General features: G+C 60.3%; 9 protein-coding genes. 3 read left to right on the top strand and 6 right to left on the bottom strand.

What is annotated here, in order from left to right:
* The first annotated feature begins 88 nt into the window (after positions 1-88).
* The 3 genes from mutM to mutY are packed head-to-tail and all read left to right on the top strand — an operon-like array spanning position 89 to position 4,024.
* Positions 89-925 (top strand): bifunctional DNA-formamidopyrimidine glycosylase/DNA-(apurinic or apyrimidinic site) lyase, encoded by an 837-nt coding sequence (gene mutM, locus GM668_RS16685; RefSeq protein WP_155440087.1) that lies wholly within the window; start codon positions 89-91, stop codon positions 923-925.
* Between the two features lie 15 nt (positions 926-940).
* The gene (locus GM668_RS16680) at positions 941-2,872 is read left to right on the top strand and encodes a dynamin family protein (protein ID WP_155440086.1); all 1,932 of its coding nucleotides are present in this window, start codon (positions 941-943) and stop codon (positions 2,870-2,872) included.
* 9 nt (positions 2,873-2,881) lie between these two features.
* Positions 2,882-4,024: an A/G-specific adenine glycosylase gene (gene mutY / locus GM668_RS16675; protein WP_155440085.1), complete on the top strand. Its 1,143-nt coding sequence runs from the start codon at positions 2,882-2,884 to the stop codon at positions 4,022-4,024.
* Here the strand turns inward: mutY and GM668_RS16670 are convergent, their stop codons facing one another.
* The 6 genes from GM668_RS16670 to GM668_RS16645 all read right to left on the bottom strand — a co-directional run bounded on the left by GM668_RS16670 (position 4,025) and on the right by GM668_RS16645 (position 12,595).
* A complete protein-coding gene (locus tag GM668_RS16670; protein ID WP_155440084.1) occupies positions 4,025-5,161 on the bottom strand; it encodes a deoxyguanosinetriphosphate triphosphohydrolase in 1,137 nt (378 codons plus the stop codon). It abuts the gene before it with no gap.
* Positions 5,162-5,164: 3 nt separating this feature from the next.
* Positions 5,165-6,787, bottom strand: coding sequence for a bifunctional shikimate kinase/3-dehydroquinate synthase AroKB (gene aroKB / locus GM668_RS16665; RefSeq protein WP_155440083.1), 1,623 nt, complete (start codon positions 6,785-6,787; stop codon positions 5,165-5,167).
* Positions 6,788-6,912: 125 nt separating this feature from the next.
* On the bottom strand, positions 6,913-9,162 hold the full coding sequence (locus GM668_RS16660) for an Ig-like domain-containing protein (RefSeq protein ID WP_155440082.1): 2,250 nt from the start codon (positions 9,160-9,162) through the stop codon (positions 6,913-6,915).
* 21 nt (positions 9,163-9,183) lie between these two features.
* Complete coding sequence (locus GM668_RS16655; RefSeq protein ID WP_155440081.1) at positions 9,184-11,397, bottom strand: type IV pilus secretin PilQ; 2,214 nt, start codon at positions 11,395-11,397, stop codon at positions 9,184-9,186.
* On the bottom strand, positions 11,394-11,930 hold the full coding sequence (locus tag GM668_RS16650) for a pilus assembly protein PilP (RefSeq protein WP_155440080.1): 537 nt from the start codon (positions 11,928-11,930) through the stop codon (positions 11,394-11,396). The genes GM668_RS16655 and GM668_RS16650 overlap by 4 nt, the downstream gene beginning before the upstream one ends.
* Positions 11,927-12,595 (bottom strand): type IV pilus inner membrane component PilO, encoded by a 669-nt coding sequence (locus GM668_RS16645; RefSeq protein ID WP_155440079.1) that lies wholly within the window; start codon positions 12,593-12,595, stop codon positions 11,927-11,929. The genes GM668_RS16650 and GM668_RS16645 overlap by 4 nt, the downstream gene beginning before the upstream one ends.
* Positions 12,596-12,603: the final 8 nt, after the last annotated feature.

The raw sequence follows: 12,603 nt of genomic DNA, 5'->3' as shown, positions 1-12,603 counted from the left end.
ACTTATTCGATTTTACGCCAACGCCCATCCGCCGTGCGTTTGCCCGCCCTTACATTTGTAAGGAAATCTGTAAGGATTTTGTGTTGACATGCCTGAATTGCCAGAAGTCGAAGTGACGCGCCGTGGCGTCGCCCCCCATATCGAGCGCCGCACCGTGCGCGACGTCGTCATGCGCCGCAGCGGTCTGCGCTGGCCCTTCCCGCCCAAGCTGGCGCAATTGCTGGCAGGGCGCACGGTACTGGGCACGGGACGGCGCGGCAAATACCTGCTGCTCAATTTTGACCATGGCACCTTGATCATCCACCTCGGCATGTCCGGTCACCTGCGCGTGCTGCCGCCAGGCATACCGCCGGCTAAACACGACCATTTCGACCTGGTGGTGGAAAGTGCGCAAGACGGCATCCAGGTGCTGCGCCTGACCGACCCGCGCCGCTTTGGCGCCGTGCTGTGGCATAGCCATGAGGAAGGCGCACTGGAACACAACCCCTTACTCCTTGGCCTGGGCGTGGAACCACTGGAAGCCGGTTTCACGGGCAAACTGCTGTATGACCAGACGCGCCAGCGCAGCGCCGCCGTCAAGCAAGTGCTGCTGGCGGGCGACATCGTGGTCGGCGTCGGCAATATCTATTGTTCGGAAAGCTTGTTCCGGGCCGGGATCAACCCGAAAACCCCGGCCCGGCGCATCAGCCTGGCCCGCTATGAAAAACTCGCGCAAGCCATCCGTGACGTGCTGCTTGAGGCCATTGTGCAGGGGGGCAGCACGTTGCGCGACTTTATCAGCGTGAATGGGCAGTCAGGCTATTTCCAGCAGACATATTTCGTCTATGATCGTACTGGCATCCCCTGCCGCGTGTGCGGCACGCCGATCCGGCAAATCAAGCAGGGGCAGCGGTCGACTTTTTATTGCGTGCAGTGCCAGAAGTGACCTTGAAAGGTTGATATGGTGGTAAAAGACCTGGAACAATACAGTGCGTGGCGGCACGGCGTGATGTCCGCCCTGAAACGATACCAGGCCTGGATCGCCAGCGCCGAGCTGGCCGATGCGGCCACGGAACAGCGCCTGGCCCGCACGCTGGCGCGGCTGTCCGATGACAAGCTGTCGGTCGCCTTCGTGGCGGAATTCTCGCGCGGCAAATCTGAACTGATCAACGCGATTTTCTTTGCCGATTACGGCCAGCGCATCCTCCCGTCCGCCGCGGGACGTACCACGATGTGCCCGACTGAATTGCTGTACGACCCGGCATGGCCGCCATGCATCCGCCTGCTGCCGATAGAAACGCGGGCGGAAAACCTGTCCACCAGCGATTACCGCGAACAGGCGTCCGCGTGGACCATGCTGCCACTGGACCTGGAGGCGCCGGAATCCATGCACGACGTGTTCCGCCAGGTGTGCCTGACGCGCCATGTCAGCGTGGAAGAAGCCAAGCGCTATGGCCTGTACGATGAAAACGATCCCGACATGGCCGCTACCCTGGATGACGACGGCCTCGTGGAAATCTCGCTGTGGCGCCACGCCATCATCAACTTCCCCCATCCACTGCTGAAACAGGGTTTGGTCATCCTCGATACGCCGGGTTTGAACGCCATCGGCACGGAACCGGAACTGACGCTGAATTTGATCCCGCACGCGCACGCCGTGCTGTTTATCCTGGCTGCCGATACGGGCGTCACCAAGAGCGATATCGAAGTGTGGCGCCAGCATATCGGCAGCGGCGCCGGCCGCCTCGTCGTGCTCAATAAAATCGACAGCATGTGGGACGAGTTGCGCAGCGACGAGGAAGTCAACAGCGCCATCAGCCGGCAACAGGAACATGCGGCGCATATGCTGTCGCTGGAACCGCGCCAGGTATTTCCCGTGTCCGCGCAAAAAGCGCTGGTGGCGAAAATCACCAATGAAGCGGGCTTGCTGCAAAAGAGCCGGCTGGGCGAACTGGAACGGGCGCTGTTCGATGAATTGATACCGGCAAAAAAAGACATCGTGCGCAAACAGCTGGCGCATGACTTGCATACGCTGTCTTCCGCGCAGCAGGCGCTGATTGGCGCCCGCATGCGGGGCATCGTCGAACAATTGCATGAATTAAAAAGCTTGCGGGGCAAGAACCAGAGCGTCATTGCGCACATGGTCAAGCGCGTGGAAGCGGAAAAGAAAGAATTCGACAGCAGCCTGTTCAAGCTGCAGGCTACGCGCGCCGTGTTTACGCGGCTGTCCACGGAGCTGTACACGAACATGGGCATGGATATCTTGCGCGACCACGTGCTTGCCGTGCGCGACGCCATGGCGCGCAGCCGTTTTACGCTGGGCATGCGCGAAGCCGTCAAGGCATTCTTTGCCGGCATCCGCCAGGATTTGCTGGCGTCCGAACACAAGATCGATGAAATCCGCGACATGATGGATGTCATGTACCGCAAATTCTCGGCCGAACATGGCTTGTCGCTGGCGCCGCCGATGGCGTTCACGCTCGACAAATACCGCGATGAAATCGCCGACATCGAAGATATCTATGACAAGCAATTCGGCACGATGACGCTGCTGACCACCAGCCGCGTCGTGCTGATCGAGCGCTTCTTTGATTCCATTGCATCGTCCGTCAAGCGCTGTTTCAAGGCTGCCAATGCGGATGCGGAAGCATGGCTGAAAGTCATCATGGCGCCGCTGGAGGCGCAAATCCGCCAGCACAAGGAACAATTGAAACACCGGCAGGCATCGATCCAGCGCATCCACGATGCGACGGACGACCTGGAACAGAAAATCGAAGCGTTCGAGCAAAGCCAGGCTGAATTGGAACAATTAAAAGTGCAGTTGTCTGAACTGTCTGGCGCCATCAGCATTGCCATCAATGCAGAATTCGTGGAGCTGGACGCGGCAGCGTAAAATGGCGGGATGAAACGCTTGAACCACCCGCTGACACCTGCGGACTACACCGATCCCACCTTTTCCGCCACCCTGATCGCCTGGCAACAGCAACATGGCCGCCACACGCTGCCATGGCAAAACACGCGCAATGCATACCTGGTGTGGCTGTCGGAAATCATGCTGCAGCAAACGCAGGTATCCGCTGTCCTTGGTTATTACGCGCGCTTCCTGGAGCGCTTCCCGACGCTGCAATCGCTGGCGGAAGCGCCGGTTGAAGATGTGATGGCGCAGTGGAGCGGCCTCGGTTATTACACGCGGGCCCGCAACTTGCACAAATGCGCGCAGCAAGTCATGGAAAAGCATGGCGGCATCTTCCCGTCCGATCCGGTGCTGCTGGCGGAATTGCCCGGCATCGGCCGTTCGACGGCTGCCGCCATTGCCGCGTTTTCCTATGGCGCCAGGGCCGCCATCATGGATGGCAACGTCAAGCGCGTGTTTGCCCGCGTGTTTGGCATCGACAGCTTCCCTGGCGAAAAAAAGACGGAAGCGGCCATGTGGCTGCGGGCCGAAGCGCTGTTGCCTGAAACGGGCATCGAGTCCTACACGCAGGGCTTGATGGATATGGGTGCGACCTTGTGCACGCGCTCCAGCCCCGACTGCACGCGCTGCCCGATGCAACCGCGCTGCGTGGCATTTGCCACCGGCCGTGTGAAAGACCTGCCCGTGCGCAAGCCGAAAAAAGCGTCGCCGGAAAAGCATGCGGTGATGCTGGCCATCGTGCATGGCGGACAAGTGTTGCTGGAACAGCGCCCGGCTACCGGTATCTGGGGCGGCTTATTGTCGCTGCCGGAACTCGATGGCCACACGCCTGCCGCAGATGACGCCATTCCTGCCGTGGACGATGCCGCGCTGCTGGCGGCAGTGCAGCCGTTCGGCGCCATCGATACGCATGAACGGCTGTTGAATGTCACGCATGTGTTCACCCACTATAAGCTGCACATTGCGCCGCTGCTGGTGACGCTGCGGCAGCGCGCGCCGATGGCCAGTGATGGGCGTTATGTGTGGCTCGATGCGGCCAAGCTGGGGGATGCGGCGTTGCCGGCGCCGGTCAAGAAGCTGTTGCTCGATGTGCTGGGCAACTCTGGCGACGCCCAGGGGCGTTTGCTGTAATTACAACTCATCCATCGAAAACAAACGCCGGTACTCCTTGAACGCATACCGGTCCGTCATCCCCGCAATGTAATCGGCAATCTTGCGCGCCTGCCTGTGTGCATCGCCGGACTTGTCCTGGTAATCCGGCGGCAGCAGCACCGGGTCTTGCATGAATGCTTCATACAATTCCCGGATAACGCGGCTGGCTTTCACGCGCATGCGGTTGACTTTGTAATGCGAATAGAGATTCGCGCGCAGGAACCGTTTCAGCTCCGTCGCATCCTTGCGCATTTGCGGCGAAAAGCGGATCAATGGCGGCGCCGCGCGCACGTCTTCAATACTCTTGGGCGCGGCTTCAAGCAGCAGTTCGCGCGACGTCGCCAGCAAATCATCGGCCAGCGCGGTAATCACGCGGCGCAAGGTTTCATAGATGGCGCGCCGCCCCGCCAGCCCCGGATGGCTGCGCTGCACGTCATGCCAGATGCGGGCAAAGAAATCCACCTGTTCCAGCTGCCCGATGGTGATCAGGCCGGAGCGCAAGCCATCATCGATATCGTGGCTGTTGTACGCGATTTCATCGGCCAGGTTGGTCAGCTGCGCTTCCAGCGATGGCTGCGTGCGGTCGATAAAGCGCTGCGCAACGGGGCCCAGCAACTTCGCATTATTCAGCGAGCAGTGCTTTAAAATCCCTTCGCGCGTGGCAAACATCAAGTTCAAGCCATCGAACGCGCCATACATTTCTTCCAGTTCGTCGACGACCCGCAAGCTTTGCAAGTTGTGCTCGAAGCCGCCATAGCCGTGCATGCATTCGTTCAATACGTCCTGTCCCACGTGGCCAAACGGCGTGTGGCCCAGGTCGTGGGCCAGCGCGACAGCTTCCACCAGGTCTTCATTGAGGCGCAGGTTGCGCGCCAGCGAGCGGCCGATTTGCGCCACTTCGAGGCTGTGCGTGAGGCGGGTGCGGAACAGATCGCCCTCGTGATTGAGGAAGACCTGGGTTTTGTATTCGAGGCGGCGGAATGCCGTGGAATGGATGATGCGGTCACGGTCGCGCTGGAACTGGCTGCGCGACGCGTGCGGAGCTTCTTCGAAACGCCGCCCCGCGTCCTTGTCCGACTGTACGGCATAGGGTGCGAGGTGGGTTTCGTAGCTCATTCCTTATTCCTTTATGCAGGCGTCCAGGGTGGCCAGCAGCAAGTCCTGCGGCGCATTGGTAATCGATGGTTTGCCCAATGGTTTCAGCAAAATGAACTTGATGGCGCCGCCTTCATTCTTTTTGTCGACTTCCATCAGTTCCAGCCAGCGCTGCACGCCCAGGTCCGGCGCCACGGTGGGCAAGCCCGCTGCTTTCACCAGCTTGCGCACGCGCTGCACCGTGTCCGCATCGATGAAGCCCATACGGTGCGACAAGTCTGCCGCCATCACCATGCCGCAGCCGACCGCTTCGCCGTGCAGCCATTCGCCATAACCGAGGCCCGCTTCAATCGCGTGGCCAAACGTGTGGCCGAAATTCAGGATTGCGCGCAAGCCGCCTTCGCGTTCATCCTGGCGCACGACGTCTGCCTTGATTTCGCACGAGCGGGCAATCGCGTACGCCAGCGATGCCTTGTCGCGCGCCACCAGCTTGCCGATATTGGCTTCGATCCAGTCAAAGAATTCCGCGTCAATGATGGCGCCGTGCTTGATGACTTCCGCCAGGCCGGCCGACAGTTCGCGGTCCGGCAAGGTTTCCAGGGTCGACGTGTCGGCAATCACGACGCGCGGCTGGTAAAACGCGCCAATCATGTTTTTGCCCAGCGGGTGGTTGATGCCCGTCTTGCCGCCCACCGACGAATCCACTTGCGACAGCAAGGTGGTCGGCACTTGAATGAAGTCCACGCCGCGCATGTAGCTGGCCGCCGCATAGCCCGTCAAATCGCCAATCACGCCGCCGCCCAGTGCGATCAGCGTGCATTTGCGGTCGGCCTTGTTGGCCAGCAAGGCGTCGAACACTTGCATCAGGCTGGCCCAGTTCTTGTACTCTTCGCCATCCGGCAAGATGATGTCGATCACTTGCTTGCCCTGCGCCAACAGCGGAGCCTTGACCTTGTCCAGGTACAGCGGCGCCACGGTGGTGTTGGTGACAATGGCGACCTTGCTGCCCGTGACGTGGCGGGCCAGCAGCGCGCCATCGTCCAGTTGCGATGGGGCAATGGAAATGGGATAGCTGCGCTCGCCCAAATCAACGTTCAAGAGGATGGTGGTTTGTTCAGTCATCGAAGGTTGTGCTTCCGTGATGCAGTTGGGCGCCGACTCGCAAGCCCGGGCATCCAACTGGTTCAAAATCATGTGAACCATCGATTGTACGTTAGGTCGGCCGGTATCGACGACCAGGTGCGCCAATTCCTCATATAGCGGTTCGCGCTGCGCCATCAATTCTTCCAGCTTTTTGCGCGGATCGGCGGTTTGCAGCAGCGGCCGGTTCTTGTCATGCGCCGTGCGCTGCAAGATGCTGGTGATGCTTGCGCGCAAGTAAATCACCGTGCCCCGTTCGCGCAAAAACTGGCGCGATTGCGGATTCAGGATGGCGCCGCCGCCCGTGGCCAGCACAATACCGGACTGCGCCGTCAGCTCGCGGATGACTTCCGCTTCGCGGCGGCGAAAGCTTTGCTCCCCTTCGATTTCAAAAATCCACGGGATCGACGCGCCCGTACGGGCTTCGATTTCATGGTCGGAATCGATGAATTGCATGCCCAGCTTGCGCGCCAGCAGGCGCCCGATGGTGGTTTTACCTGCCCCCATCAGCCCCACAAGAAAGATGTTACCTCGATAAGTTTCTGCCACTTGAACCAACTTTTCTGAAAACACGAACGCCGGCTCGAGGCCGGCGCGCGTAGCGTTTTATGGATCCTGTCTTATGGACATCATTACGGACACGAGAACGCTAGTTTAAACGGATACGAAGTCACACTCCCTTTAGGCGTGGTTACCCTCACACTGAATGTGCTGTCCAGCGCGGTCAGACACGGTTTTGCCTGGGCGCTGCCAATCGAAATTTGATGATACGAACCCTGCCGGATATTGTTGTCATCCAAGCCAAGGCCGCCGGCCACGTCCGCGGTGTCCGTATGGGGGAACACGCTTTGTACGGTCGCCGGCGCGACGCCGATGGCCACGGCATTGACGACGCTGGTGATTTCCACCGCCGTGCCGGCCGGCATCGGATTATTGTTGACGTCATTCAACTGCAGGATGAAGACCCGGGATTCCGTGGACTTCACCGTGCCCAGGTCCGTGACGTCTTTCGTGCTCAGCTTCGTGGCGCCGGTCGGGGTCGACATATACACATTTTCAGCGACACTGCCGGACAGGAAAATGCTGGTCTTCCGGTACAGGGTACCGGTACTGGTCGTGGTGCTGGCGCACACGGTGGCCAGGCCGATGCGGGCCGAATCATTTTTCTCGGGGCCGGTCGCCAACGTATTGCACGGCGTCGCCGGCGAGTTCAGCTCGGTGGCAATGCGCGGCGCCTGGGAGCGGTAATTCACCGAGCAGCCGCCATTGGTGGTATTGCAGCCGCCTTTGTCGGACGAACCAATCGCGCCCAGGTTGGTCTGGAAGACGACCGGCAAGCCATCCGGCACGGGATTGCCGGCCTGGTCCGCCACCAGCACATTGACCGTGGTCGCCGCCACATCATCATTGGACCAGCCTTCCACATTGGGTTTGCCAACTGACAGCGAGAACGCGCGCTGAACCGGCGCGCCCGTGGTCACCACGATGGAATCGGACGTGGTCGATGCGCCATTGTCGAGCGTGGCGATAATGCGGAACGACGTCGGCACCGAGCCGGAATTGACCGTCGTGATGACTTCGCCATTGGCATCGGTGCTGTCGCTGGCCTTGTTGATAGTCACATTGGTGGACGCGGTGGAGAACTTCACGTTCTGGCCGGCCAGCGGCTTGCCGAACGTGTCGAATACCTTGAACGTCAGGGTGGCAGTTTCCGTGCGGCCGATCCCGCCCTGTCCTTTGATGACGATCGAACGGTCCACCGGCGAGGCAGCCGAGAACTGGATCGACGCGGCTTGCGGCGCGGCAATAGCGAGGCTGGCCGTGCTGGATTTGCTGATGCCGGACGCCGACGCCGTGATCTGGTCGGTATTGCCGCAGCCCTGGTCGCGGTACACCACTTGCGCGGTGCCGTTCGAGGTCGGCACGGTGGCGGCCAGCGTGGCTTTGCCTGCCGATACGCAATTCGAGGCAAACGCAATGTTCAGTTGCTGTTCCGTATATTTGGCGGCGCCGGCCAGGACGTCGACAGTAATGATGGTCGAGCCATAAGCCGGAATGCTGGTGGACGACAGGTTCAGCGGCCCCAGCGTAATCGCCGTGGCGCCCACGCTGAAATTGGCGGATGTGGTCAGCGCCGTGCCCGCCACGGAGACTGCGGCATTGACGGTACCGGCGCCGGAAACCGACAAGCTGGCCGGGCGCAACGTGACTTCGGCCAGGCCGTTGGCGTCCGTCAACGCGGTGCCGACCGACGGCGAGAACGCCACCAGGGCGGAATCGGCCGTGTACGTCACCAGCGCATTGGCAACGGGTTTGTTGTCCTTGTCGCGCACGGAGGTGCGGGCCGTCAGCGGCGTGGCTGCCGACAGCGAACTGCTGGCCACACCGGAACTGTTCACCAAGGTCATGGTGGCGGTCGGCGTCGGCGGCGGGACATTGGCCACCACCTGGATTTTTTTCGTGGTGGAAATACCGCCCACGGTGGCCGTCACGGTAATCGTGCGCAGCGTGGCGTCGCCCTTCACGTTGAGCTTGGCCGTGGCCATGCCGGTATTGTCCGTGATGAGTTTAACCGGCACGATATTGCCGGAATCCGCCTTGAAATCGACATTCTGGTTTTCCATCACCAGGTTATTGGCATCCTTGACCAGCGCCGACAGTGTCACTTCCGTGCCGTCTGCACCGGACGAGGCAATGGTATCCGCGCTGGAAATCAGCACAATACTGGCGACTTTGGGCGTATTGCCCGTGCCCGAGGGATTGCCCGTGGTCGAGCCGGGATTGCCGCCGCCGCCCCCGCAAGCCGCCAGCAGCGTGGCGCAGCACAGCAGCGCCAGCCATTGCCTGATTGACTTGATGAAACCAGTTGTCGTTTTATACATGGATTTCCTCTCTGGCCTGCATTATCGTGCCGAAAGACGTTCGGCGACAATCTTCGGCGTAATAAACACTAGCAGCTCGGTTTTTTCATTGGTGCGGCCCGTGTTCTTGAACAGCATGCCCAATACCGGCACATCGCCCAGCACCGGCACCTTGGAAATCGTCGTGCGCTCGATTTGCTGATAGATGCCGCCCAGGACGACGGTGCCGCCATTTTCCACCATCACTTGTGTTTTCACGTGCTTGGTGTCGATGGCGAAACCCGCGCGGGTTTCCTGGCCCACGCTATCCTTGTTGACGTCCACGTCAATCACGACATTGCCGTCCGGCGTGATTTGCGGCGTGACTTCCAGCCGCAAGTTCGCCTTGCGGAACACGATCGACGTGGCGCCGCTGCTGGTCGCCACCTGGTAAGGCAATTCCAGGCCCTGTTCAATGGTGGCGATGGCTTTATCGGCTGTCACCACGCGCGGGCTGGAAATGATCTTGCCATTGCCATCGGCTTCCAGCGCGGACAATTCCAGGTTCAGGAAACGGTTAGCCGCCGACGAGAACAGGCTGACGGCCAGGTTTGCCGCCGACAGGCCATTGATGGGCGCGGCCGGCAAATTCAGGAACGTGGAATTCGTATAGCCGTCGCCCTTGTCCGGCGTCTGGCCCGTCACCTGGCCCACGCCCGTCAAATTGCCGCCGATGGCAATGCGGTTGTTGGTGTTGCCGATCTGGTAGCCCGTATCGCCGCCGCGCAACGTGCGCAAATCCGCGAAGCCCAGTTTCGCGCCCAGGTTCTTGGTGAACGAATCCGACGCTTCGACGATGCGCGCTTCAATCAGCACTTGCTTGGACGCGATATCCGTCTTGGCAATCAGCTTGCGGATATCTTCCAGCTTCGATGCGATATCCGTCACAAACAGCTGGTTGGTGCGCGGCTCGATAATCGCGCTGCCCCGCTTGGACAAAATGCGGTTCTTGCTGTCCGCGCCATCGAGGCCAAAAACCGTCTTGAATGACTCGGCCTTCTGGTAATTGAGCTGGAAGATTTCCGATTTCAGCGGTTCCAGGTCGGCAATTTGCGCGCGCTGTTCCAGTTCCAGCTTTTCCTTGGTCAGCAATTCTTCCTTCGGCGCGATCCACAGCACGGAGCCATTCTTGCGCATGTCCAGGCCCTTCGCTTGCAGCACCACGTCGAGCGCCTGGTCCCACGGCACTTCACGCAGGCGCAACGTCAGGTTGCCCGACACGCTGTCGCTGGTGATGATGTTCAGGCCGGAGATATCGGCAATGGCTTGCAGCGCGGCCCGCACTTCCACGTTCTGGAAATTGAACGACAGCTTTTCGCCGCGGTAGCCCTGCGTGCCCTGCGTCAGCTTGTTCGGGTCTTCCTTCAGCGGGCGCACATCGACCACCAGCTGCGTATCGCTCTGGTAGACGCTTTGTTCCCATAAGCCTTTGGCTTCGATCGTCATGCGCACGTTGTCGCCCTGCGGCACCGTGGTGATTTGCTTCACCGGCGTGCCGAAGTCCGTCACGTCCAGGCGGCGGCGCAGGGTTTCCGGCAAACCGGTTTTCAGGAAATCCACCACCACGCCGCTGGCATTGGCGCGCACATCGACGGCAACCTGGCTGTTAGGCAAATCCACGACGATGCGGCCTTCGCCATTGACGCCGCGGCGGAAGTCCAGGTCGCGCAGCAATTGCTTGTGCGCCGCAGGCTTGGCTTGCGCCACCGGCAAGCCGGTGGAATCGACTGCCGTGGCCAGGCCGCCGGAACCATCGATGGTCACGATGATGGCATTGCCGTCAATGACCGCCGCATAGTTCAGCGTGCGCTTCAGGTTGAACACGAGGCGCGAGCGCTCGCCGGCCTGCACCACATTCACGCTGCGCAAATCACCCTGGTTAAATTCAAACGTGTTTTTGCCCGTCAAATTCACGGTGGCGCCAAAGTCCAGCGCAATGCGCGCGGGATTGGTGATGGTAAATCCCATCGGCAATTTTTCCGGCGCATTTTTCATGGCGATCTTGACGATCACATTGGCGCCCTGCTGGTTGGCCGTCACGGATTCAATGGCATTGGCAGCCATGGCAGCGGACTGCACTGACTGCGCGGATGGCATCGCGGCGGGCTGCTGGGCCATCGCAGGCTGCGCCAGCAACGCTGCGGCAGCCAGTGCAAGCACCGGGCGCCAACCTGCCCAGGCCGGCCGTGGCGAGGCAGAAGTGATGAGGGGGCTCATTTGTTGCTCTCCTTACTTTCCTGCAACTCCAACTTGGACATGCGTTCGATCCAGTCGCCAGTGGCATCCTGCACGATTTCCTTGACGGTGATGCTATCGTCCGTCACGGCAGTAATGAGGCCGAAGTTTTGACCGAGATGCTGGCCGGGACGCACCTGGTACACAGATTTATCGATTTGCAAGAGTGCAAACATGGTTTGGGATTTTTCCAGCGTCCCCACCATTTTCATGGCGTCAAGCGGAAAACCTTCGAGGAATTCCTTGCGGCGCGTCGTATCAGGGCGCACGCCGCCACCGGCATTGGCCTGGCGGGCCAGTTCGGCCAGCAACTTGTTCTGGTTGAACGGGTCCACTTCCCCTGCCGCGCTATAGGCGAACGGGATAAACGTTTTGGGTTCGGAAATCGGCTTGACGGCCACATGGGCCTGGCTGTCCGTGTGTTTCATCCAGTCTTTGACTTCCTGGACATCGCTGTCGCCGCACCCGGCCAGCGCCATGGCCAGCGTCATTGACGTGATGGAGACGCGCTTCATGGTTTCGCCGCCTTTTTCTTGTCTGCCGCCGCCTTGCGCTGCGCTGCCACTTCTTCCGGATCCAGGTAGCGGAAGGTCTTGGCCACGGCATCGAGGGTCAGGATATTGCCGCCGGAAACAGGCGACGCCAGCTGCATGTTATTCAACGTGACAATGCGGGGCAGATTGGCCATGTCGCTGGCAAAGGCGCCTATGTCATGGTAATTGCCCGTCACCTTGATATTGATCGGCAGTTCCGCGTAATAATCCTTGACCACCACCTGGCCCGGCTTGAACAGTTCAAACTGCAAACCACGGCCCAGGCCCGCCTGGTTAATATCCGACAACAGCGCCGCCATTTCCGCCTTGCTTGGCAATTGCTTTTGCAGGCGCTCCACATACTGGTCGACCTGCACTTTTTGCGCGCGCAGCGCTTCCAGGTTGACGGCTTGCTGCGATTTTTCCGTATATTCGGCTTTCAGCTTGGCTTCCTTGGCCGCGCCGGCTTCCTGTTCGTCGAACTGGCCGCTCCAATAGCCGAAATACCCTGCCCCCACCACGGCCAGCACCACGCCCACCGTGCACAGGATGCGGGGCGCCAGCGGCCACATGCCGGGATGGCGGCCATTCAAGCCCTGGAACTGGGCTTGCAGCGAATCGCTTAATTGTTTGACGTCGATGGCCATATCGTTCT

It is taken from the genome of Pseudoduganella ginsengisoli, from assembly GCF_009720865.1.
GTDB classification, from domain to species: domain Bacteria; phylum Pseudomonadota; class Gammaproteobacteria; order Burkholderiales; family Burkholderiaceae_D; genus Rugamonas; species Rugamonas ginsengisoli.
Note: the sequence above shows the minus strand (reverse complement) of the source record. Positions and strands in the feature narration are given on the sequence as shown.